General features: G+C 69.0%; 23 protein-coding genes. 7 read left to right on the forward strand and 16 right to left on the reverse strand.

The window, feature by feature from the left end; translation table 11 throughout:
- Window positions 1–552: 552 nt before the first annotated feature.
- Window positions 553–927 (forward strand): MarR family winged helix-turn-helix transcriptional regulator, encoded by a 375-nt coding sequence (locus tag E2C06_RS02235; protein ID WP_165982160.1) that lies wholly within the window; start codon window positions 553–555, stop codon window positions 925–927.
- A gap of 86 nt (window positions 928–1,013) precedes the next feature.
- Here E2C06_RS02235 and E2C06_RS02240 read toward each other — a convergent pair whose 3' ends face one another.
- Both E2C06_RS02240 and E2C06_RS02245 read right to left on the reverse strand, forming a co-directional pair.
- Window positions 1,014–1,802, reverse strand: a complete 789-nt coding sequence (locus E2C06_RS02240) for a cyclase family protein (protein ID WP_133286952.1) — start codon at window positions 1,800–1,802, stop codon at window positions 1,014–1,016.
- 98 nt (window positions 1,803–1,900) lie between these two features.
- Window positions 1,901–2,686 (reverse strand): SDR family NAD(P)-dependent oxidoreductase, encoded by a 786-nt coding sequence (locus E2C06_RS02245; RefSeq protein ID WP_133286953.1) that lies wholly within the window; start codon window positions 2,684–2,686, stop codon window positions 1,901–1,903.
- Window positions 2,687–2,786: 100 nt separating this feature from the next.
- On the opposite strand from E2C06_RS02245, the gene E2C06_RS02250 reads away from it, so the two are divergent.
- On the forward strand, window positions 2,787–3,110 hold the full coding sequence (locus tag E2C06_RS02250) for a 2Fe-2S iron-sulfur cluster-binding protein (RefSeq protein ID WP_165982161.1): 324 nt from the start codon (window positions 2,787–2,789) through the stop codon (window positions 3,108–3,110).
- A 19-nt stretch (window positions 3,111–3,129) separates the two neighbouring features.
- Window positions 3,130–3,288 (forward strand): hypothetical protein, encoded by a 159-nt coding sequence (locus E2C06_RS37305; RefSeq protein ID WP_165982162.1) that lies wholly within the window; start codon window positions 3,130–3,132, stop codon window positions 3,286–3,288.
- A 27-nt stretch (window positions 3,289–3,315) separates the two neighbouring features.
- Here E2C06_RS37305 and E2C06_RS02255 read toward each other — a convergent pair whose 3' ends face one another.
- Complete coding sequence (locus E2C06_RS02255) at window positions 3,316–4,659, reverse strand: MFS transporter (protein ID WP_165982163.1); 1,344 nt, start codon at window positions 4,657–4,659, stop codon at window positions 3,316–3,318.
- Window positions 4,660–4,817: 158 nt separating this feature from the next.
- Here E2C06_RS02255 and E2C06_RS02260 point away from each other — a divergent pair, with 158 nt between their 5' ends.
- Window positions 4,818–5,618, forward strand: a complete 801-nt coding sequence (locus E2C06_RS02260; protein WP_133286956.1) for an SDR family NAD(P)-dependent oxidoreductase — start codon at window positions 4,818–4,820, stop codon at window positions 5,616–5,618.
- Window position 5,619: 1 nt separating this feature from the next.
- Here the strand turns inward: E2C06_RS02260 and E2C06_RS02265 are convergent, their stop codons facing one another.
- From E2C06_RS02265 to E2C06_RS02270, 3 genes are read right to left on the reverse strand one after another with little or no spacing between them, the layout of a single operon-like run.
- Window positions 5,620–6,603: a GDSL-type esterase/lipase family protein gene (locus E2C06_RS02265; RefSeq protein ID WP_206664402.1), complete on the reverse strand. Its 984-nt coding sequence runs from the start codon at window positions 6,601–6,603 to the stop codon at window positions 5,620–5,622.
- Window positions 6,604–6,606: 3 nt separating this feature from the next.
- The gene (locus tag E2C06_RS38590) at window positions 6,607–6,945 is read right to left on the reverse strand and encodes a hypothetical protein (RefSeq protein ID WP_206664403.1); all 339 of its coding nucleotides are present in this window, start codon (window positions 6,943–6,945) and stop codon (window positions 6,607–6,609) included.
- Between the two features lie 51 nt (window positions 6,946–6,996).
- Window positions 6,997–7,503 (reverse strand): cupin domain-containing protein, encoded by a 507-nt coding sequence (locus E2C06_RS02270; RefSeq protein WP_133286957.1) that lies wholly within the window; start codon window positions 7,501–7,503, stop codon window positions 6,997–6,999.
- Between the two features lie 140 nt (window positions 7,504–7,643).
- On the opposite strand from E2C06_RS02270, the gene E2C06_RS02275 reads away from it, so the two are divergent.
- The gene (locus E2C06_RS02275) at window positions 7,644–8,627 is read left to right on the forward strand and encodes a TRAP transporter substrate-binding protein (RefSeq protein WP_165982164.1); all 984 of its coding nucleotides are present in this window, start codon (window positions 7,644–7,646) and stop codon (window positions 8,625–8,627) included.
- Window positions 8,628–8,683: 56 nt separating this feature from the next.
- Here E2C06_RS02275 and E2C06_RS02280 read toward each other — a convergent pair whose 3' ends face one another.
- The 6 genes from E2C06_RS02280 to E2C06_RS02305 all read right to left on the reverse strand — a co-directional run bounded on the left by E2C06_RS02280 (window position 8,684) and on the right by E2C06_RS02305 (window position 13,722).
- Window positions 8,684–9,646, reverse strand: a complete 963-nt coding sequence (locus E2C06_RS02280; RefSeq protein ID WP_133286959.1) for a dihydrodipicolinate synthase family protein — start codon at window positions 9,644–9,646, stop codon at window positions 8,684–8,686.
- A gap of 230 nt (window positions 9,647–9,876) precedes the next feature.
- Window positions 9,877–10,479, reverse strand: a complete 603-nt coding sequence (locus E2C06_RS02285) for a thiamine pyrophosphate-dependent enzyme (RefSeq protein ID WP_133286960.1) — start codon at window positions 10,477–10,479, stop codon at window positions 9,877–9,879.
- 3 nt (window positions 10,480–10,482) lie between these two features.
- Window positions 10,483–11,013 carry a thiamine pyrophosphate-binding protein gene (locus E2C06_RS02290; RefSeq protein WP_133286961.1) on the reverse strand — a complete coding sequence of 177 codons (531 nt, stop codon included), beginning with the start codon at window positions 11,011–11,013 and terminating at the stop codon, window positions 10,483–10,485.
- Window positions 11,014–11,026: 13 nt separating this feature from the next.
- Window positions 11,027–12,019, reverse strand: a complete 993-nt coding sequence (locus E2C06_RS02295; protein ID WP_133286962.1) for a Bug family tripartite tricarboxylate transporter substrate binding protein — start codon at window positions 12,017–12,019, stop codon at window positions 11,027–11,029.
- A gap of 83 nt (window positions 12,020–12,102) precedes the next feature.
- Window positions 12,103–12,510 (reverse strand): VOC family protein, encoded by a 408-nt coding sequence (locus tag E2C06_RS02300; protein ID WP_133286963.1) that lies wholly within the window; start codon window positions 12,508–12,510, stop codon window positions 12,103–12,105.
- Between the two features lie 12 nt (window positions 12,511–12,522).
- Window positions 12,523–13,722, reverse strand: a complete 1,200-nt coding sequence (locus tag E2C06_RS02305; protein ID WP_165982165.1) for an acyl-CoA dehydrogenase family protein — start codon at window positions 13,720–13,722, stop codon at window positions 12,523–12,525.
- A gap of 127 nt (window positions 13,723–13,849) precedes the next feature.
- Between E2C06_RS02305 and E2C06_RS02310 the strand changes: the two genes are divergently transcribed.
- Both E2C06_RS02310 and E2C06_RS02315 read left to right on the forward strand, forming a co-directional pair.
- On the forward strand, window positions 13,850–14,518 hold the full coding sequence (locus E2C06_RS02310) for a TetR/AcrR family transcriptional regulator (protein WP_165982166.1): 669 nt from the start codon (window positions 13,850–13,852) through the stop codon (window positions 14,516–14,518).
- A 68-nt stretch (window positions 14,519–14,586) separates the two neighbouring features.
- On the forward strand, window positions 14,587–15,951 hold the full coding sequence (locus E2C06_RS02315) for an FAD-containing oxidoreductase (RefSeq protein ID WP_133286966.1): 1,365 nt from the start codon (window positions 14,587–14,589) through the stop codon (window positions 15,949–15,951).
- A gap of 6 nt (window positions 15,952–15,957) precedes the next feature.
- On the opposite strand, the gene E2C06_RS02320 is transcribed toward E2C06_RS02315, so the two are convergent.
- The 4 genes from E2C06_RS02320 to E2C06_RS02335 all read right to left on the reverse strand — a co-directional run bounded on the left by E2C06_RS02320 (window position 15,958) and on the right by E2C06_RS02335 (window position 20,337).
- Window positions 15,958–16,371 carry a BLUF domain-containing protein gene (locus E2C06_RS02320; RefSeq protein WP_133286967.1) on the reverse strand — a complete coding sequence of 138 codons (414 nt, stop codon included), beginning with the start codon at window positions 16,369–16,371 and terminating at the stop codon, window positions 15,958–15,960.
- A 61-nt stretch (window positions 16,372–16,432) separates the two neighbouring features.
- Entirely contained in the window at window positions 16,433–17,443 is a 1,011-nt protein-coding gene (locus E2C06_RS02325) for an aldo/keto reductase (RefSeq protein ID WP_133286968.1), read from the reverse strand.
- Window positions 17,444–17,668: 225 nt separating this feature from the next.
- Window positions 17,669–19,015, reverse strand: coding sequence for a GTPase HflX (hflX, locus tag E2C06_RS02330; protein WP_133286969.1), 1,347 nt, complete (start codon window positions 19,013–19,015; stop codon window positions 17,669–17,671).
- A 62-nt stretch (window positions 19,016–19,077) separates the two neighbouring features.
- The gene (locus E2C06_RS02335) at window positions 19,078–20,337 is read right to left on the reverse strand and encodes a D-amino acid dehydrogenase (protein ID WP_133286970.1); all 1,260 of its coding nucleotides are present in this window, start codon (window positions 20,335–20,337) and stop codon (window positions 19,078–19,080) included.
- Between the last annotated feature and the right edge of the window lie 107 nt (window positions 20,338–20,444).

Genomic DNA, 20,444 nt, shown 5'->3' on the forward strand with positions numbered 1-20,444 from the left:
CGGATCTTGCCGGCCGATTGCGCCGACTCGCACCGCCCAGGCACTGCTTGATCGCGAACTAGCGAGGTTATCTCCGTTCAGGCAGGCAACTTTGCACGCGTAAATCACAATTTTGTGATATTCAGCCGCGACAGATTGGCAGGATCGCCGGAAAGGATGGCAGGACGGACATTTCAGCGAGGCTTTGCATACGTTTCAGGCTCGAGCTGCCGAAACCGGAAATCGGCAGAGAAGTGCGGAATTTAACGCAAATGTGTCCATCGCTTAGGGAACCGATATGGCAACTCGCCTGATGTTTCGCACATCCATCGGCCGACATTTTCATAAGCAAGTCGTTACGTCATATCGTGCCGATGCCATCTCGTTCCGCTTGCAGATGCGCGCGTGGGCTTTGATATTCAGGGGGCCATGCAACTCACGAATGTCCAAGGCGCAGGACCGATCGCGCCATCAATCCAGATCCTGTCAACCGCCGGCACGGCCGGCGATAACGCCGCACGGGAAGATCTGCCGCCCGCCCTTCTCGCCATGATGATGACGGCGAACCGCATCATGGCCACCGAAGCGGTCCGCGCCGTGCCTGACGGCCGCCTGACACCGCCGCAGTTCCGCATCCTCAACTACCTGCTGGTGGCTCCCGGGGCCTCGCTCTCCGAAGTCGCCGCCTATCTCGGCGTCCGCCTTCCCACCGCCTCGGTCATGCTGGTGAAGCTGGCCGCCGAAGGCTACGTGCTCCGCAGCCGCCATCCGACCTCGCGCCGCCGCATGCAGCTCGTCCTCACCGAACGTGGCCAGGAGATCACCACCTCGGTCCGCACCGCGCTTTTCAGCCGCCTCCATGCCGGCCTCGACCGGCTCGAGGAAACCGAGCGCGGCGTGCTGCAGGAGGCTATGCCGGCGCTCCGCCGGCTCTTCGCCCAGGTCTGAATGCCCGGCCAAAGAGGGGCGTGCCTGGCCCCCTCTCCGGCTGGTCACCGTCGCGCCAGGCACCGGACATCGGCACGCGCCGCGCCTCAGTCCTCGATGATGGCCACCGCCCGGGTCCAGCCGGCCGAGCCGCGATGCACCTTCACCGGGAAGCAGACCACCTGGAATCCGTCCGCCGGTAAGGCTTCGAGGTTGCTTAGCTTCTCGAGATGGGAATAGCCGATCTCTCGCCCGGCACGGTGGCCTTCCCAGATCAGCCCGGCATCGCCGGTCGCCTCGACCCGCCGCTTGGTATGGCTGAACGGCGCGTCCCAAGACCAGCCATCGGTCCCGACCAGGCGGATGCCGCGTTCCAGCAGCCAGAGCGTCGCGGCCTTGCCCATGCCGCAGCCGGCATCGATGAAATCCTCCTCGCCATAGCGCGACCCTGCGCGGGTATTGACCACGACGATCTCGAGCGGCTTCAGCACGTGGCCGATCCGCTTCAACTCGGCCTCGACATCCGCCGGCTGCACCACATAGCCGTCCTCGAAATGCCGGAAGTCGAGCTTCACGCCCGGGTTGTGGCACCATTCCAGCGGCACCTCGTCGATCCGCCAGGACGGCTCGCCCCCGGGCACCAGCCGCTCGTTCATCCGGGAGAAGTAATGGTAGGGCGCGTCCAGATGGGTGCCGTTGTGGGTGCTGATGTTCACCCGCTCCACCGCGGCGTATTCGCCCTCCGGCAGCGCCTCGACCGGCACACCCATATAGGCCGCCATGCGCGGCGCCGATTGGTGGTGATCGACGTATTCGATCTGCGGCAGCATCTCCGGCGGGTCGGAGCGGATCCCGGCCTTGAGCGGCACAGAGATGTCGATGAAGCGGCGTGCCATGGTGTTTCCTCCGCAGCGGCCGGTGCGTCCTCCGGCCCGGTTCGCTGGCGCCGAGCCTGGACCGGAAGCCGCGTGCCGGTCCAGCGGCCCCGCCTCGCTCAGTAGAGCGCGTAGCCGCCATCGATGACAAAGGTATCGCCGGTATGGAAGGCCGAGGCGCCGCTCATCAGGTAGACGGCGATGCCGCCGAAATCCGCGCCGGTGCCCCAGCGCCGCATCGGTACCCGCGGCAGCACGTTGCCGGCGAATTTCGGGTCACTGGTCGAGCGCGCGGTCATGTCCGTCTCGATCCAGCCGGGCAGGATGGAGTTGGCGCGGACGCCGTAGCGGGCGAGCTCGACCGCAAGCGCCCGGATCATCGCGGTCATGCCGCCCTTCGACGCGCCGTAATGCTCGTTCCGCGCCGCGCCCTCGATCGCGGCGAGCGAGGCCGTGCCGACCAGAACGCCGCCCTTGTCGCCGGCCTCGGCCCGCGCCTTCATGTGCCGAGCGGCGGCGCGGAAGGTCAGGAAGGCGCCGCGCAGGTTGATGTCGAGCACCCGGTCCCATTGTTCCACCGTTCGCTCGACGAAGGGGGAGCTGCGGCCGCCAGAGACGCCGGCATTGGCGAAGCAGCCATCGACCCGGCCGAGCACAGAGAGTGTCTCGGCGAAGGCGGCATCTACCTCGGCCTCCTCGGCGACGTCGCATTCGAGGGCGAGCACCCGGACGCCGGCGGATTCGAGCTTGCCCTTCGCGGCGGCATTCTTCGCCGCACTGGTGCCCCAGATGGCGATCTCGGCCCCGGCCTCCGCCATGGCCTGGGCCATGCCGAGGCCGATGCCGCCATTGCCGCCGGTGACCAGCGCCACCTTTCCGGTCAGGTCGAACGGCGTATAGGCCATGGTTCTTCGCTCCCTATCATGCGGGGCGCAGCCTGCACCGGCATGGCTTGCGCCGGAAGCCCGGCCGGGTGAGACCGGCGCCGCAGCGGAAGGGCAGACTATGGCGCGGATCACCTTCATCCAGCCGGATGGCAGCCGGCAGGTCCTCGAATCCGGCGAGGACGAAACGGTCATGCTGGTCGGGGTGCGGCACAACGTGGCGAAGCTGCCGGCGGATTGCGGCGGGCAGCTCGCCTGCGCCTCCTGCATGGTGGAGGTGGCGGAGCCCTGGCGCGCGGCGGTCGGCGGGCCGGGCCTCGACGAAGGCGATATGATCGAGGATGCGTTGGGTATGCGGCCGCCGGGGCGGCGGCTGTCCTGCCAGGTCCGGATCACCGAGGCGCTGGACGGTCTGGAAGTACGGCTGCCCGAAACCCAGGGCTGAGCGGGATTCGCACGCCCGCATGGATCGCCCGCTCCTGCGGCGGGACCCGCTGCAGGGCGCCACGGCGCTGACCCAAAGGGCGTCGCCCACCCTTCGGCGATCCGGCTGCCAGGCCGCGGCCGATCCTGGCAACCCGATCGACCAGGCGCACGGCGCGGTAGCTAGGTCACGGGCGTGAACGGTCGGGCACGAGGCCCGGCCGTGCCTAGGCGCTGCGGCCAGGCCCGGGCCGCCGCTGGTATTCGGCCGGCGCCATCACCCCCTGCGCATCGAGCTCCGCCGCCGGGATCGGGTCCTGGATGATGGTCGCATAGGCCACGGCGCAGACCAGCGCGAGCCCAGCGCCAACCAGCAGGGCCGGGGTGAAGCTACCGGTCGATTCGGCGATCAGCCCGGTGGTCGCCGGCGCCAGCGCACCGCCGAGATATCCGCCGAAGTTCTGCATCGCCCCCAGCGATGCCGTGCAATTCGCCGGCGCCGCGACCGAGACCAGCGCCCAGCCCGTCGCGGTCGAGACGTAGCAGAGAAACATCGCCACCGAGATGCAGCCGATCGCCAGCATGTCGTTGGCCGACCAGGCGGCGAGCGCGGTGAAAACCCCTGTCCCGGCCAGCGAGATCGCCATCGGCCATTTGCGGCTGTCGATCGGCCGCATGCCGCGCCGCGCCAGCACATCGGCGATGCGGCCGCCGAGCAGGCTGCCCAGCACGCTGAAGACGAAGGGGACGGCGGCGACCCAGCCGGTGCGGGCGATGCTCATGTGCCGCTCCATCTGCAGGTAGGCCGGCAGCCAGGAGGCATAGATCCAGAGGATGTAGATCGTCCCGAAGAAGCCCAGCAGCATCCCCCAGGTAGTGCGGTAGGCGAACAGCCGCTTCCATTCGCCGAGGGTGAGCCGGGCCATCTCCCCGGTGGTATCGCCCTCGGTCAGGTGGGTCCGCTCGGCCTCCGTCAGCGCCACCTCGGACGGATTGCGGTAGATGATGTAGGCGAGGACGGCGACGGCGATGCCGAGCAGGCCCATGACCAGGATCATCCAGCGCCAGCCAACCACCAGCATCAGGAAGGTCAGCAGCGGCACCGAGATGACGGTGCCGAGGGTCGAGGAGCAGTTCCAGATCCCGGTCGCGGTGCCGCGGTCGCGCGGGTTGAACCAATCCCGGCTCACCCGGGCGGCGGTCGGGAATTGCGGCGCTTCGCCAAGGCCCAGCACGATGCGAGCGGCGAAGAACTGCGTGAAGCTCGTCACCAGCCCGCCCGCCGCCTGAGCGAGCGACCAGAGGCCGAGCCCGAGCGCCAGCATGTGCCGCGGGCCGAGCCGGTCGACCAATGCGCCGACCGGCAACTGGGTGAAGGCGTAGGCCCAGAGGAAAGCCGAGAGCAGCACGCCCATGTCGCCGACCGACAGGCCCAGCTCGTCCCGGATCAGCGGATTGTCCACCGCCAGCGTGGCGCGGTCGATGTAGTTGACGACGCCGCTGAGCACGAGCAGCGCCAGCGCGATGCGCTGGGTCCGCCGGATGCGTGGCGTTGGGCCGTGCGTTTCCACGGCATTCCTCCCCCAGTGGTTGCATCCCGCCACAGCCTCAACGCGGCGGGACGGCGGAGCGTCGCGATGGGGCAGCGACTCAGGGTCAGTTGCATGGCGCAAGCCATGTGACTATCATCATGCAACTAATTGGGCCGAGTGCCCGCAGGAGATCCGAGATGAGCCGCCAACCCCTGGGCACCGCCCTCGTCACCGGCGCCTCGACCGGCCTCGGCTCGGTCTATGGCGACCGCCTCGCCCATCGCGGCCACGATCTGATCCTGGTCGCCCGTGATGCCGGGCGCATGGAGGCGCTCGCCACCCAGCTCCGCGCCGGGACTGGCCGCGCGGTCGAGGTGCTGCCGGCCGACTTGACCGACCCCGCCGCCTTGGCGCGGGTCGCCGACCGGCTGGCGACCGACCCCGTCGTCACCCTATTGGTCAACAATGCCGGCATGTCGATGAAGGGCGGCCTGCTCGACAACGGGCCGGCCGAGGTCCAGCGGCTGATCGCGCTGAACGTCACCGCACCGACACTACTGGCCGGCGCCGCCGCCAAGGCCTTCGTCGCCCGCCGCTCCGGCACAATCGTCAACATCGCCTCGGTCCTGGCGGTGGCGCCGGAGGCCTACGACGGGGTCTACAGCGGGTCCAAGGCCTTCATCCTGAACCTGTCGCTCTCGCTTGCCGGCAAGCTGCGCGAGGCTGGCGTGCACGTGCAGGCGGTGCTGCCCGGCGCGACCCGCACCGAGATCTGGGAGCGCTCCGGCACCGACTTGAACGCCTTCCCGGCCGAAAAGGTGATGGAAGCGGGCGACCTGGTGGATGCAGCCCTGCTCGGCCTCGATCGCGGCGAGACGGTGACCATCCCGCCGCTGGCCGACGAAGCGCAATGGACCAGCTACAACGCGGCACGCTTGGCGATGGGCCCCAACCTGTCGCGGCGCGACGTCGCATCGCGCTACCGTCCCACGACCTGAGTCACCGGAGCCCGGGGACCACGGTCGAAAGGTCGAGGCTCATCCCCATTGCCAGGTAGCCGGCGCGGTTGGGATGCAGCCGGTCGCCCGGGCCGCCGGTGGTGCTCTCCGGCACCATCTCCGGCCTGAGGCCGCCGGTCCGCGGGTCGAGCGTTGCCGCGTCGAAATCGGCGACCGCGTCGAACAGCCCGGGCGTGCGGATGAAGGCATTGAGCGCCTTCCGCTTCTCGTCCTGCAGGGCGAAGCCATGCGCCGGGCTGGTGCTGTTCAGCGCCGAGGTGACGGTGGCCCCGATCAGCCGCGCCTGCGGGAACTTCGCCCGGACGCGGCCGACCGCCTCGCGCATCGCCGCCTGCACCGCCTCGACGCTCGCATTGCCGTTGTGGCTGAAATCATTGGTGCCTTCCAGCCAGATGAAGCTGCTGACACCGGACAGACTGAGCACGTCGCGCTCGAGCCGCGCCCCGGCGCTAGGTCCGCCAGGGAAAGGCTTCTCCGCGGCATATTCAGCCGGGCCGGCAATCTGGTTGCCACCGATGCCGGCATTCACCACCGCGACGCGATTGCCGAAACGCTCGAACAGGCGGCGCTGCAGCACATCCGGCCAGCGGTCGTCGCCGTTCATGGTGGAGGCGGTGCCGTCGGTGATGCTGTCGCCGAAGGCGACCACCACCGGCGTCCCCGCTGGCGCCAGCATGTCGAGTGCGTCGAGGAAGAACCACGATGCCGTGCTGAAGGGGAAGGCCGCCTCCCCCTCCTCATGTCCATGACGACCAGCGGCGGGTGCACTGCCATAGGAGGTCTGCAGGGCCTTGGCATGCCAGGTCATCGGCCCGCTCTCACCGACTACATGCAGGCTGACCGTGAGCTTCCGGCCCTGCAGCAGCCCGCCCTGCCCCTCGGGCACGAAGGGCAGCGGCAGCGCATCGGACCAGGCCATGCCGCCCGGCGGGATGGTCACGCTGTCCTGGCCAGCGAAGCGCACCGGCTAGTTGGTGCCGGGAACCAGTGCCGCGCCGCCGAGCTGCACGCCGAGATGCACGCCGTCCAGCACCAGCGGACGTGTTCCCAGCGCGTTCGAGAAGCGCAGCCGCGCCTGCCTACCCCAATAGCTCGGCCGCACCACCAGCCGCAGCGTCTGGTCGCGTGCGCCGCGTCCCGGATCGGGAAACAGGAAGCGCTGGTCCGGCTGAGCCGAGGGATTGCCCATGGGATAGGGTCCCTGGACCGACGCCGCCCAGCTGGTCGCCCAGCCCTCGGCTGGCTGCGCCGCGGCGGCTCCTGCCAGCATCGTCATGGCCAGCAGCAGGCCGAACAGGCGTTGCATGGGGCTTCCTCCGGGTGTTTCGCCCAGGATGGAACCGGCGGCGGCACGCGGCTAGCTTTTCGGCGGCAGGCTGCCGAAGACGGTCTCCGCCTCGATCTGCCGCACATTCTCCGGACGCGCGAAAGGCGACGGCGGCTCGCCCTCGGCGCGTGGGCGGCCGATACGGGCGAAGAAGGTCTCGAGCCCGCCGGGCATGATGCACCAGACGAAGCTCAGCGGCCCGGTGCCGGTATTGTGGAACGAATGCGGCCGGTCGCGCGGGAAGAAGAAGCAGGCGTTGGGGCGCATCGGATGGACGGTGCCCTCGATATGCGCCTCGCCCTCGCCGGCGATGACGAATATCACTTCCTCGTTCGCGTCGTGCATGTGCTCGCGCACATGGCAGCCAGGATCGACGGTCTGGGTGCCGAAGGCGAAGGGCGTCTCGGACGCCGTGTTGGCGCCATCGAGCAAGCAGCGGACGAAGCCGTTGGCCGGCATCGGCTGCCAGAAGCTGCGCGCATCCTCCGGCTGCTGGATGACAAGGCGGGCGGGGCTGGAGGCATGCGGATCGGGCATCGGGCGGGGCTCCGGCAGGGCGGCAGATCATCGGGCGCGGGATGCTCCGGCGGCAAGCCTTGCCGCGCCTCTCGGGCCGTGGAACCGTGCAACCGAGGATACGCCGTCGACAACGCCATCCTTGCCGGGAGACGAAGCCGATGAACCGCTGGACCAAATGGGCCGGAGTCCTGGGCCTTGTCGTGCTCTGCGCCACCGCCCCAGCCCTCGCCCAGACCAAATGGGTGATCGCAACGCCATATGCCGAGAATTTCCACACCGCCAATATCCGGCTCTTCATTGCCGAAGTGGAAAAGGCGACCGGGGGCCGGCTTGCGATCCAACTGCACAACAACGCCTCGCTGCTGCCGATGAGCCAGATCAAGCGTGGCGTGCAGACCGGCCAGGTGCAGCTCGGCGAGATCCTGCTCAGCGCCTATGCCAACGAGGATCCCTTCTTCGAGGTCGACGGCGTTCCCTTCCTCGCCTGGACCTGGCCGCAGGCCGAGGCGCTGAACACGGCAACCGAGCCCTATATCCGCGCCCGGCTGGAACGCCAGGGGCTGACCCTGCTCTACATGGTCCATTGGGACGCGCAGGGTTTCTACGCCAAGACCGAGCTGCGCAGCGTGCAGGACCTGAGAGGCACGCGCTTCCGCGCCTACAACAACGTCACGGGCCGTATGGCGGAACTGATGGGCGCGACGCCGGTGACGGTGCAGCTGGCCGAGGTCAGCCAGGCCTTCGCCACCAATGTCATCACCTCGATGTTCACCTCGGCGCAGAGCGGGGTGAACGTCACCGCCTGGGACTTCACCCGCTACTGGTACAATGTCGGCGGGATGCGGACGCGGAACGCGGTCGTCGCCAATACCCGGGCGCTGCAGGCGCTGGATGTGCCGTCGCGCGATGCTTTGCTCGCCGCCGCGGCCGCCGCCACGACGCGCGGCAAGGACTTAGCGAAGCAGGCGGAGGTCGTGCAGTCCGACAGGCTGCGAGAGAAGGGCATGCTGCTGCCGACGCCGTCGGAGCAGATGATGACCGAGTTGAAGTCGATCGGCGAAACGCTGACCGCGGAATGGGTGCAGCGGGCGGGGCCGGAAGGGGTCCAGATGCTGGAGAAATACCGCGCAGCGATGCAATAGGAGGAAAGGTCGGGGGACAGCGTTTCCCCCGGACCCGCTGCTTCTCAGTGGGGCGGCTATTCGGCTGCCAGGCAGGTGCGTTCGAGCAGGCCGGCGGTGACCAGCGCATCGGCGATGCGGCTGATCTCCGCTGCCTCCAGCTTCTTCAAGGGCGGGCGGACCACGGCGCGGGGCAGCTTGCCGAGCAGCACCAGTGCCTCCTTCATCCGGTTGTGCATGTCGAAGAAGGGATCCGCATAGAAGACCTGCGCGGTGGGGCGGATGCGCGCGTTCAGCGCCTGCGCCGCAGCGAGATCGCCGGCCTGCACCGCATCGAAGAGTCGCGCCTGCAAATTGGCAATCACGCTGCCGGAGCCGGAGAGCAGACCAGCGGCGCCGGTGACAAGCGAGGCGAAAAGCCAGGCGCTGTGCGTCGACAGCACATTCACCGGCCGGCGCAGGCCCTGCAGCACCTCGATGTGCCGCTCGGCCAGGGCCGGGTCGTTGCACCAGTCCTTGATGGCGCGGAAGCTCGGCACCTCCCCGGCGAGCCTGACCAGCGTGTCGATCGGATAGGTCAGGCCCGTCACCGCCGGGTACTGGAAGACAATGAGCGGCAGGTCGGTGGCGTCAGCGATGGCCCTGACATGGTCGGCGAGGCAATCCGGCCGCGCCGCATGGCCGCGCGCCAGCACGCCGGGCGGAAAGACCAGCAATGCCGAGGCGCCGCCGGCTGCCGCGCGCTTCGCCTGGCGCACCGCCTGCAAGGTTCCGTCGGCATAGATGCCGTTCACCACCGGAAGGCGGTCGCCGATCTCGTCAAGCGTGACCGCTAGCACCCGCTCCTGCTCCTCCGGGTCGCAAGAGGCGACCTCGGAGGCGTGCGCATTGGTGGTGATGGCGGTGACGCCGCGAACCGTCGCCACGTCGCGGAGATGCGCGCGATAGGATGCCTCGTCAATCGTGAGGTCGTCGTGGAAGGGCAGCAGCACCGCGGGGATGGTGCCGCGCGGCTCAAATCCGGGGAAGCGGGCAGGCATGCGGGACATCCTCCTCATCGGCGCTCGCGGCCGGTGCAGGCGGGCAGCCTGCGAAGGCTCGGCTTGCCCTGTCAAGCGGTGCTGCAAGGCTGGCCGCGCCCAAGCTTGGCAACCCGCCCGATCCGGGAAAGCAGCCGACACAGCCCGGCCGCCCGCACGCACCGGAACCCAATCGCCGGGCCAGCGAGGGTCGGGGTGGCGAAGCGGGTCGCGGCGCATGCTCCCGCCCGCTACCCCGGCAGCTTGCTCTTCTTCACCCCCAGCCCGCGCATGAACCGGTCCCTGATCTGCGCCGGGTCGCGCTCGGTCTGCGTGGGCGGCTTCTGATCGTCCAGCTTCAGGCCGATCAGGTTCGGCCCCTCGCCCACCAGGCTTTCCTCCACGAGCCGTTCAAAATCCGTCTCGTCCTTCGCCCAGACGGAGTTCGCCAAGCCGCAGCCGCGCGCGATCGCCACATAGTCTGCGCCGCCGGCCGCCGGCGTCGGCTGGCCGCCGGTGATCTGGTAGCTGCCGTTGTCCATCACCAGGATGGTCAGGTTCCGTGGCCGCAGCGTCGCCACAGTGGTCAGGCAGCCGAGTTGCATCAGGATCGACCCGTCGCCCTCCAGCGCGAAGACGCGCCGCTGCGGCTGCGCCAGCGCCACGCCGAGCGCGATCGGCACCGCGAGCCCCATGCTGCCCAGCATGTAGAAGTTCTGCGGCCGGTGCCCGGCGGACCAAAGGTCGAAGTTGGTATGGCCGATGCCGCCGATGACGGCTTCCTCGTGCCTGAGCCGCGCGACCATCCGCTGCATCAGGTCGAAGCGGTTCATGCGATGGGTATTGTCCGACATGGCTCAGCCCCTCGCCTTAACGGGGGAGATCTTCCCGCCGGTCAGCAGCGGCGAGAGGATCAGCGCCGCGGGCTGCTGCGTCAGCAACGCCTGCTTGACGGTGCGATCGACGATGAACCCGCATTCGTCGAGCCGGGTGATCACGTGGTACTCCATCCCGAGCGCCTCGAGCGTCGGCCGCATGGTCCGCCAGACCGCCGCCTGGCCGGTGTTGAACTCGCCCAAAGTGCCGCGCTCGCTGACCATCAGCAGCACCGGGATCTGGTAGGCGCAGGGCAGGCTGGCCAGCACATTGGCGAGGGTGGCGAAGCCGCTGGTCTGCATCAGCACCATGCCGCGCATTCCGGCCATGGCGCCGCCGGCGACGATGCCGACCGCCTCCTCCTCCCGCGCCGCGGTGAAGGCGGTGAAGAAGGGATCGGCGTGGATCGCCGCGATCAGCGGCTTCAGCACGTTGTCCGGCACATAGGGGATCAGGCGGATGTCGTTCGCCTTCAGCGCCTCCACCACGATCTCATGCCATTCCTGGCTCACGGCGACGTCCCCCTCATTCCACCGCGATCTTCGCCTGCCGGATCACCTCACGCCAGAGGGGCACCTCGCGCGCGACCCGCGCCTTCAGCCCGTCCGCGCCTTCCGGCACCACCGGAACGCCCGCCACGCGGTAACGCTGCGCGACATCCGGGCGCGCCAGCACCGCCAGCACCGCGGTGGCCAAGCGCTCAACGACCGGCGCCGGCGTCCCGGCCGGGGCATAAAGCGCGTTGAAGGTCTCCGACACCGCATCGGCAATGCCGAGTTCGCCGAGCGTCGGCACATCCGGCAGGTCGGGCGAGCGAATCGCGCCGGTCTGTGCCAGCGCCAGGGTCTGGCCGCTGGCCCGCGCCGCCTCGACCGAGCCGCCCTGGCTGGCGACCAGCACCTCGACCGTGCCCGCCAGGATGGCCTGCACCGCCGGCCCGGCGCCGAGGAAGGGAATGTGCTGCATCTGGATCCCGGTCCGCAGCTTCAGCACCTCACCGGCCAAGTGCGGCGTCGTGCCGATCCCGGGGCTGGCATAGTTGAAGCGGTCCGGCTGCGCCTTTGCGAGGGCGATCAGCTGCGCCAGCGACGTGATGCCGCTATCGGCCCGCACGCAGATCAGGTTGGGCGAGGCGCCGAGCGTGCCGACCGGGGCGAAGTCGCGGTAAGGATCGTAGGGCGCGTTGCGGTAGAGGCTGGCATTGACCACGAAGACGCTGCTGGCGCAGAGCAGCGTATACCCATCCGCCGCGGCACGGGCGACATAGCCGATGCCGATATTGCCGCCGGCGCCGGCGCGGTTCTCGACGACCACCGGCTTGCCTAGGATCTCGGCCATGCCCGGCGCCACCAGCCGCGCCGAGGTATCGGTCGATCCGCCCGGCGGGAAGCAGCAGACCAGGGTGACCGGGCGGTCCGGCCAACTGCCCTGCGCCCGAACCGGCGGCGCCACCAGTAACCCAGCACCGGCGATGATGCTGCGCCGGCCGATACGGCCGGTGACGGAATCCTGGACCATGTCTTCCCTCTTGGCCGGCGCCTCTCCGGGCGCCGCGCCGCAAGCCTAGACCGGAGCCGGTCGGGCGACCAAGCGGCGGCGCGTCACGCGTTGGCCGGCGTTTCCTCCGGCGGGTAGTTCAGTTCCACCGCCACGCCGTCGGGGTCGAGGATGAAGAGTTGCGTCTGCCGGTCGCGCGGGATCACCCGCTCCTCATGCTTGATGCCGCGCTGGGCCAGCCGCGCCTTCATCTCTGCCAAGCCGGTGCAGGTGAAGGCGATGTGGTCGAGCAGGCCGGTCGGGCCGGCTTCGCGGTCCTTCGGATGCGCGTCGTCGGCCCGCGGGCCGATCAGGTGGACCGTCGGGTTGTCGCCGACATAAAGCCAATAGCCCGGAAAGTTCAGCGGAGGCCGGTAGCCGACCTGCAGCCCGAGTACGTCCGCATAGAACTGCTTCGTCCGCTCCAGGTCGACCGGGCGGATCGTGTAGTGGTTCAGGCCTTCCAACGGCATGACATGCCTCCCCTAAAAGAACCGGCCGGACGGGTTCATGCCGAGAAAATGCTGGCCGCACATCTCGAGGTGCGCCGTCCGCCCCTGCACTTGCTGCGCCGAGGCGTGGATGTCCCGCATCCGCCGCTCGAAGGGCCCGCCGACCATGATGGCGCTCGCCCCGGCCTCATGATAGGCCCATTCGGCAACTTCCTTGGCGCGGTGGATCGCCGAGGTGGTGGCCAGCCGCACCATCGCCCGTTCATGCATGGTGATCTCGCCGGTGCGGGCGGCGAGGTCATGCGCCTCATCCAACACCTCGACCAGCCAGGCGCCGGCGGAGCGCAGCTTGGCCTCGCATCGCGCGATACCGTTCTGGATCACCTCGCTCTCGCGCATGGGCTTGGTCATCGCCGCGGCGGTCTTGGTTTTCGCCATCTCGGTGAAGGCGTCCAGCATGCCGCGGGCGATGCCCATGGAGACGCCGGCGAAACCCGAGGCATAAAGGTTGGTAGTGGTGAACTTGTACAGCGGCGCGTCGATCCGGCGTTCCTCGTCGCTGTCGCGGCACACGGCGAATTCCTCCGGCACGAAGATGTCGTCGAAGGTATAGGTGTCGCTGTTGGTGCCGCGCAGGCCGACGACGTTCCAGACATCGTGGAAGCGCACCTTTTCCCGCCGCACCAGCATGGTGCGCTCGTGCTGGGTGCCGTCGGCATTCTTGCGGATCGACCCGTCCGGCTCGACGACGCGGCAATGCCCGCCCATCCAGGTGGCATGGCGGTTGCCGCTGGCGAACCCCCAGGTGCCGGACACCCGGTAGCCGCCCGGCACCACCTGCGCGACGCCGTTGCCGAAGCCCCAGGCCAGCACGGCGCGCGGATCACCCCAGATCTCCCAGGCCGCCTCGGGCGCCAGATAGGCGGCGGAAAAGGAGCAGCCGGACGCCTGGCAGAGGCACCAGCCGACCGAGCCATCGGCCGCGGCGATCACCTCCTGCATCCGGAAGAAGGTGGCGGGGGTCACCTCCTCCCCGTTATAGGCGCGCGGCAGCAGGGTGCGGAACAGCGCGGCGCCATGCAGCGCGTCCAGCACCTCGGGCGTGAACCGCTTGTTGGCCTCGATGGTGGGGGCGTCACGCTCGATGATGCCGGCGATGGCCCGGGCCCGGGCAACCGGATCGGTGCGGCCGCGCATCGGCGTCACCCCGTCCAGATCCAGCGCTGCGCTCATGCCCATCTCCATGCCGTGTTCGGTCGCCCGACCAAATCTCGACGCGGAGGCCCCGTCGTGTCAAGGACAGGCTGGAGCGCTATAGGAGTCGGCAGCGCCGGACAGGGTGGGCCCAACGAGGATGACGGTGACCGAGAAGACCAGGCCGGCAGGGACCGAAGCCTTGCCAAGCGGGGCGGTCGCCAGCGTGCGCGACCGGATCCTGGACGTGGCGCAGGAATTGTTCGCCGAGCACGGTTATTCCGCCGCTTCGACCCGGGCGATTGCCCAGGCCGCCGGGGTCAACCTGGCCCAGCTTCATTACCATTTCGGCGCCAAGCGGGACCTGTTCAAGGCGGCCTACCTGCGCGGAGCGGTGCAGGTGACCGAAGCCCGCAGCAAGGCGCTGGCCGAGGCAAGGGCGGCGCATGCCGGCGGACCGATCCCACTGGGTGACTTGGTCGCCAGCTTCGTTACCCCCTTCATGCTGAACGGCAAGACGCCGGAGGGCCGCGCCACCATGCGCATGCATGCCCGGCTGCATACCGAGCCGGACGACATCTCGAAGGAGGTGCTCAGCACGGTCTATGACGAAACCACCCTGGCCTATGCCGGCGAGTTCCAGCGGGTGCTGCCGCACCTGACACACGAGACGCTCTGCTGGCGGCTCTATTTCATGATGGGAGCGTATCGCTACACGCTTCTGCGTACCGGGCGGCTGGAGGCAATGTCGGGCGGCGCCTGCGACAGTGGCGATTTCGACCGGGCCGTGGCGGAGATCGTGCCCTTCCTTTGCGCCGGCCTCTCCGCCCCCTAACGCGGCCGTGTCCCCCGCGAACCGCCGCCGCCGCTAGGGTCTCCCCTGCGGGATACCCGGAGGTGGCGATGTCGGCATTCGATGCGATCGTGATCGGGGCCGGCCAAGCCGGTCCGTCCCTTGCCTTCCGCTTGGCCGCCACCGGGCGCCGCGTCGCCATGGTGGAGCGCGACGCGGTCGGCGGCACCTGCGTGAATACCGGCTGCACCCCGACCAAGACCCTGGTCGCCAGCGCCAGGGTGGCGCAGCAGGCGCGTCGTGCCGCCGAATACGGCGTCGTTCTACCTGGCGGGGTCGGCATCGACTGGCCGCGGGTGAAGGCACGGATGGATGCGGTGGTCGCCCGCTCGCGTGACGGGCTGACCAGGTCGCTCGAGAGCACGGAGAACATCACCCTCATCCGCGGCCATGCCCGCTTCACCGGGCCGCAGGAGGTCGTGGTGAACCGGGAGCGGCTGGAAGCGCCCTGGATCTTCCTTGATGTCGGCGGGCGCGCGGCGGCGCCGCCGATCCCGGGGCTGGATTCCGTGCCTTGGCTCACCAATACCGCACTGCTGCGACTGGACGCCCTGCCTCGGCATCTCGCGATCATCGGTGGCAGCTATATCGGCCTGGAATTCGCCCAGATCTTCCGCCGCTTCGGCTGCGCGGTGACGGTGGTGGAACTGGCACCGCGCCTGATCCCGCGCGAGGACGAGGAGGTTTCCGCCACGATCCGCGAGATGCTGGAGGCCGAGGGCGTCGTCTTTCATCTCAACGCCAAGGGGCTCGCGGTCGCGCCGGACGGGGCAGGCATCGCGCTGCGGCTGGAAGGCGAGGCGGAGATTCAAGCCTCTCACCTGCTGCTGGCGACCGGGCGCAAGCCGAATACCGACGATCTTGGCCTCGACGCCGCCGGCATCGCCCGCGATGCGCTCGGCTTCATCACGGTGGACGAGGCGCTGCAGACCAGCCTTGCCGGCGTCTGGGCCCTCGGCGAATGCAACGGCCGCGGCGCCTTCACCCACACCGCCTACAACGACTACGAGATCGTCGCCGACAACTTGCTGAACGCCGCGACCCGTAAGCTGACCGACCGCCTGCCGTGCTATGCGCTGTTCACCGACCCGCCGCTCGGCCGCGTCGGCATGTCCGAGGCCGAGGCGCGCGCCGCCGGCCACGAGATCCTGATCGGCCGGCGGCCGATGGCGCGGGTCAACCGTGCCGTGGAGAAGGGCGAGACCACCGGCTTCATCAAGATCGTCGTCGATGCGACGACGCGGCAGATCCTCGGCGCCGCGATCCTCGGCGTCGAGGGCGACGAGGCGATCCACGGCCTGCTCGACCTGATGTATGCCAAGGCGCCGGCCTGGGTGATGCAACGGGCAGTGCATATCCACCCGACAGTGTCGGAACTGATTCCGACGGTGATGGGCGACCTGGAGCCGGGCTGAAGCGTCCTACCAGGCCATCTTCTCCTGCGGCTCCTGCGACACACGGTCGAAGAGCCGGCGGTAGGCCCCGGCCCCTGCCTCCCGCGCCGCGCCCAGCCGCACCGCCGACTGATCCCACATCCAGCTCCGGGCCGGGTCGTCCCGCATGGCCCAGTCGGGGAAGAGCCGCGAGGGCGTGTCGCCGTACCAGATCAGCGTGACCTCGACATGCCGCTCGTCGCGCAGGATGCGGCCGAAGGTCGCGGTCACCGCGGCTCGCTCGCCTTCCAGCATCTGCACGTAAAGGTCGGCGCGGCAGACCAGGGCGCCGGTGATTCCGTCCCGCTCGTTGTTGCGGCGGGCGGCGAGCAGGATGTCGTCGAGCGTCTGGGCATCGAAGCCGAAGGGCCGGGAGGTGTAGATCAGCTGGGTCAGCGGCATGGACGGATGGCTCCCGGCGGGCTGCGAGACTGCGCCGCTGGTCGCCGTTCCGCCAGCGATTTCAGGCGTTAGCCGGGATGCGACCCTCGATCGGGTATTGCGGGTCGTTGTAGCCGGGGGTGGAGGGGTGGCCCGGCGGCACCAGCGCATCGACCAGCACCTCGTCCTCGGCGGTGAAGCGGTAGGACAGCGCGGCCAGGTAGTCTTCCAGGTGGGCCTCGGTGCGCGGCCCCACGATGCAGCCGGTAACGAGACGGTTGTGCAGCACCCAGTTGATCGCGAAATGCGCCGGCGAGGTGCCGCGTGCCGCGGCGTGGTCGCGGATGCGCTGGGCGATCTCCAGCGATTCGGGGCGCAGCTCGGTCTCAAGGATACGGCGGTCCTGCCGGGCGGCGCGACTGCCCGGCTCCGGCGCCTCGCCGGCGCGGTATTTCGCCGTCAACACGCCGCGGGCCAGCGGTGAATAGGGGAAGATGCCGAGACCGTAATGCGCTGCGGCGGGGATCTGCTCGACCTCCGGCTGGCGGTTCATGGCATTGTAGTAGGGTTGCGAGACGACGGGCCGGTCAATGCCGAGCTGGTCGCATAGCCGGCAAATTTCGGCGATGCGCCAGGATCGGTAATTGGAGACGCCGAAATGCCGGATCTTGCCGGCGCGGACCAGGTCGCCGAGCGCCCGTACCGTGGTCTCGAGCGGCGTCGCGTGGTCTTCCTTGTGAAGGTAGAGGATATCGACGTAGTCGGTGCCGAGGCGCTTCAGGCAGGCCTCCGCTCCCTGGATCACCCATTTACGCGACAGGCCGCCCTCGTTCGGCCCCTTGCCGAGCTTGTTGGCGATCTTCGTAGCCAACACCCAGGCATCACGCTTTGCTTTGATCGCGGCGCCGACCACCTCCTCGGACCTGCCGGCATTGTAGCCATCGGCGGTGTCGAGGAAATTGATCCCGGCCTCCGTGGCGCGGGCGATCAGCCGCTCGCTGGTGGCGGCATCGGTCGGGCCGCCGAACATCATGGTGCCGAGACAGAGCCGGCTGACGCTGATGCCGCTGCCGCCGAGCGTGCGGTGTTCCATGGTGGCTCTCCCCTGTGCAGCGAGGCTCGCCGCCCGTGCGGGAGGCGTCAAGCGCCGGACAGGGAAAAGGCTTGGGAGACGGCAGTCTTCCCGAATCCCGCATCCATCTCTGGGGTTTGGCACCACCTCACACGTGGCGAATGCCGGCCTCCAAAGAAGCGTCGGCGGGGCTGGGGGAGGAAATGCTTTCTTTCCTCCCCGATCCTGCCTTCTCCGAACGAGCCTTCAGGCTGCGGCCAGGCTGCGCCGCAACCGGGCGATGGCGCCGGGCAGGCCGCGGATCTTCAACACGCGCCCGGCCTCGTCATAATTCTCGGAGAGCACCCGCGCGCTGTCGTACACCTCGCCGATCAGCCCCTGCTTCGCATAGGGCAGCACCAGCACATCCTCGACCATCTCCGCCTCGAAGAAGCCGATGATGGTGTCCCGCAGCGCGCTGACATCGCCGGGTGCATGAGCCGAGAGCAGGATCGCGTCCGGGTGCTTCTCCTGCAATGCGGTGCGTCCGGCGGCATCCACCCGGTCGAGCTTGTTCAGCACGAGGCGGGAGGGCACGGCATCCGCGCCGATCTCCCGCAGCACGCTGCGGCTGACCTCCAGCTGCGCTTCGTAGGTCGGGTCGGAAGCGTCCACCACGTAGAGCAGAAGCGAGGCTTCCAGCGCTTCCGTCAGGGTTGACCGGAAGGATGCGACGAGATCGTGCGGCAACTGCTTGATGAAGCCGACGGTGTCGGACACCAGCACGCGCGGCCGGGTTTCCGGCTGCAGGATGCGAACGGTGGTGTTGAGCGTGGCGAAGAGCTTGTCTTCCACCAGCACCTGGCTGCCGGTCAGCACCCGCATCAGGGACGACTTGCCCGCATTGGTGTAGCCGACCAGCGCCACCCGCAGCTGGTCCCGCCGGGCGGAGCGGCGGTTGTCGCCGTCCCGCTGCACCGCTTCGAGCTGGTCCTTCAGCTCGGCCAGCCGGTCGCGGATCTTGCGGCGGTCAAGGTCGAGGTTGCTTTCGCCGGCACCCGGCCCCTGCCGCCGCTCGCCGCCGCCAGAGGATTCCCGCAAGCGCGGCGCGACGTATTTCAGCCGCGCCATCTCCACCTGCAGCTTCGCCTCCCGCGTATTGGCGTGGCGGTGGAAGATCTCGACGATGACGCCTGTGCGGTCCAGCACCTCGGCGCCGGTGGCGCGCTCCAGGTTGCGGATCTGGCTGGGCGAGAGCTCGTGATCGACGATGACGAATTCGGGCCGCCGGGCGCTGTCCTGACCTGGTTCGGCAGGCTCCTCGACAGCCGCTTCGAAGCGCTGCCGCGCCTTTGATCTCGGTGCCGGCGCCATCGGGACGATGCGGCCGCTGCCGCCCGTCAGCGCCGCCAACTCCGCCAGCTTGCCGCTGCCCAGCAGCGAGCCGGCGCCGGTGCCCTCGCGCCGCTGCGAGATGGCGCCGGCCACTTCGTAGCCGAGGGTCTTCACTAGGCGCCTGAGTTCCTCGAGGCTGGCGGCGTGGGCGACGTCATCGATGTCGGGCGTCTGGATGCCGACAAGGACGGCGCGTGGGATCGGCGGCTTGGTTTCCATGGCGACGCAATAGCACGGATTGCGGCGCGGCCTGGAGGGGCCGCATGGCCGCTGCTCGAGGCTCAGGCCATCGCGTAGCGGGACAGCGCCAGGTCGTCAGCGGCGATCTCCGGAGCGCGGCCGGTCATCAGGTCGGCCAGCAGCCGCCCGCTGCCGCAGGCCATGGTCCAGCCCAGGGTGCCGTGGCCAGTGTTGAGGTGCAGGTTGCGGTAGCGGGTCGGCCCGACCACCGGCGTGCCGTCCGGCGTCATCGGCCGGAGCCCGGTCCAGAAGCTCGCCTGCGCCAGGTCGCCGCCATGCGGAAAGAGGTCGCCGACCGAATGCTCCAGCGTCTCCCGCCGCGGCTTCCGCAGGCGCAGCGAGAAGCCGGCGAGCTCCGCCGTGCCGCCGACTCGGATGCGGTCGCCGAGCCTAGTAATCGCCACCTTGTAGGTTTCGTCCATCACGGTCGAGACCGGCGCCGCGGCCTCATCGGTCACCGGCAGGGTCAACGAATAGCCCTTCACCGGGTAGACCGGAACATGGACATCGAGCGGCTGCAGCAACGCCGGGGAGTAACTGCCCATGGCAACGACAAAGGCATCCGCCTCCAGCCGGCCCTCGGAGGTCGTGACCCCGACCACCGCATCGCCCTCGGTCTCCAGCGCGGCGATGCCGACTCCGTGGCGGAACACGACGCCGCGCGCCGCGGCCAGCACGGCCAGGCGCTGGGTGAAGACATGAGCGTCGCCGGTCTCGTCGCCCGGCAGCCGCAGGCCGCCGACGAACTTGCCGGGCACGAGGCCGAGTGCCGGCTCGGCACCGATGCAGGCGGCCGGATCGAGCACTTCGTAAGGCACCTGGTAGGCGTCGAGCACCTCGGTATCGCCCCGAACCGCGTCCAGCTGCTTCTGCGTACGGAACAGCTGCAGGGTGCCCTGGGTACGCTGGTCGTAGGCGATGCCGGTTTCGTCGCGCAGGTCGCGCAGCACGTCACGGCTATACTCGGCCAGCCGCACCATGCGGCCCTTGTTGGTTCCATAGGCCGCGAGATTGCAGTTGGCGAGCATCTGACCAAGCCAGCGGTATAGCCCATGGTCCAGCGCCGGCCAGAGAACGAAGGGACGATGCCGCATCAGCAGCCACTTCATCGCCTTGATGGGTATACCCGGTCCGGCCCAGGGCGCGGAATAGCCGGGCGACACTTGGCCGGCATTGGCGAAGCTCGTCTCCATGCCCGGGGCCGGCTGGCGGTCCAGCACCGTGACCTGATGACCTGCCTTCGAGAGGTACCAGGCGCTTGTCACGCCGACCACGCCGCTGCCAAGGACCAGGACCCGCATCGCCGCCTCCATCGTTCCGCCAGGCAGGCTACGCGCTGCCTGCCACGAATTTCCCGCCGCTTCGCCGAATTCGCTGCCGCGCGAGAGCGCAATGCCGCATGATCTGC

The organism is Dankookia rubra, from assembly GCF_004355005.1.
Classification (GTDB): Bacteria; Pseudomonadota; Alphaproteobacteria; order Acetobacterales; family Acetobacteraceae; genus Paracraurococcus; species Paracraurococcus ruber_A.

What these genes read in the sequence shown, in the direction of transcription:
- E2C06_RS02325 (WP_133286968.1), bottom strand. Translation starts at nt 17,443, where the DNA reads ATGGAACACCGCACGCTCGGCGGCAGCGGCATCAGCGTCAGCCGGCTC.
- E2C06_RS02305 (WP_165982165.1), bottom strand. Translation starts at nt 13,722, where the DNA reads ATGAGCGCAGCGCTGGATCTGGACGGGGTGACGCCGATGCGCGGCCGC.
- hflX (WP_133286969.1), bottom strand. Translation starts at nt 19,015, where the DNA reads ATGGAAACCAAGCCGCCGATCCCACGCGCCGTCCTTGTCGGCATCCAG.
- E2C06_RS02300 (WP_133286963.1), bottom strand. Translation starts at nt 12,510, where the DNA reads ATGCCGTTGGAAGGCCTGAACCACTACACGATCCGCCCGGTCGACCTG.
- E2C06_RS02235 (WP_165982160.1), top strand. Translation starts at nt 553, where the DNA reads ATGGCCACCGAAGCGGTCCGCGCCGTGCCTGACGGCCGCCTGACACCG.
- E2C06_RS02275 (WP_165982164.1), top strand. Translation starts at nt 7,644, where the DNA reads ATGAACCGCTGGACCAAATGGGCCGGAGTCCTGGGCCTTGTCGTGCTC.
- E2C06_RS02285 (WP_133286960.1), bottom strand. Translation starts at nt 10,479, where the DNA reads ATGTCGGACAATACCCATCGCATGAACCGCTTCGACCTGATGCAGCGG.
- E2C06_RS02270 (WP_133286957.1), bottom strand. Translation starts at nt 7,503, where the DNA reads ATGCCCGATCCGCATGCCTCCAGCCCCGCCCGCCTTGTCATCCAGCAG.
- E2C06_RS02245 (WP_133286953.1), bottom strand. Translation starts at nt 2,686, where the DNA reads ATGGCCTATACGCCGTTCGACCTGACCGGAAAGGTGGCGCTGGTCACC.
- E2C06_RS02280 (WP_133286959.1), bottom strand. Translation starts at nt 9,646, where the DNA reads ATGCCTGCCCGCTTCCCCGGATTTGAGCCGCGCGGCACCATCCCCGCG.
- E2C06_RS02335 (WP_133286970.1), bottom strand. Translation starts at nt 20,337, where the DNA reads ATGCGGGTCCTGGTCCTTGGCAGCGGCGTGGTCGGCGTGACAAGCGCC.
- E2C06_RS02260 (WP_133286956.1), top strand. Translation starts at nt 4,818, where the DNA reads ATGAGCCGCCAACCCCTGGGCACCGCCCTCGTCACCGGCGCCTCGACC.
- E2C06_RS02315 (WP_133286966.1), top strand. Translation starts at nt 14,587, where the DNA reads ATGTCGGCATTCGATGCGATCGTGATCGGGGCCGGCCAAGCCGGTCCG.
- E2C06_RS02240 (WP_133286952.1), bottom strand. Translation starts at nt 1,802, where the DNA reads ATGGCACGCCGCTTCATCGACATCTCTGTGCCGCTCAAGGCCGGGATC.
- E2C06_RS02295 (WP_133286962.1), bottom strand. Translation starts at nt 12,019, where the DNA reads ATGGTCCAGGATTCCGTCACCGGCCGTATCGGCCGGCGCAGCATCATC.
- E2C06_RS02250 (WP_165982161.1), top strand. Translation starts at nt 2,787, where the DNA reads ATGGCGCGGATCACCTTCATCCAGCCGGATGGCAGCCGGCAGGTCCTC.
- E2C06_RS38590 (WP_206664403.1), bottom strand. Translation starts at nt 6,945, where the DNA reads ATGCAACGCCTGTTCGGCCTGCTGCTGGCCATGACGATGCTGGCAGGA.
- E2C06_RS02320 (WP_133286967.1), bottom strand. Translation starts at nt 16,371, where the DNA reads ATGCCGCTGACCCAGCTGATCTACACCTCCCGGCCCTTCGGCTTCGAT.
- E2C06_RS37305 (WP_165982162.1), top strand. Translation starts at nt 3,130, where the DNA reads ATGGATCGCCCGCTCCTGCGGCGGGACCCGCTGCAGGGCGCCACGGCG.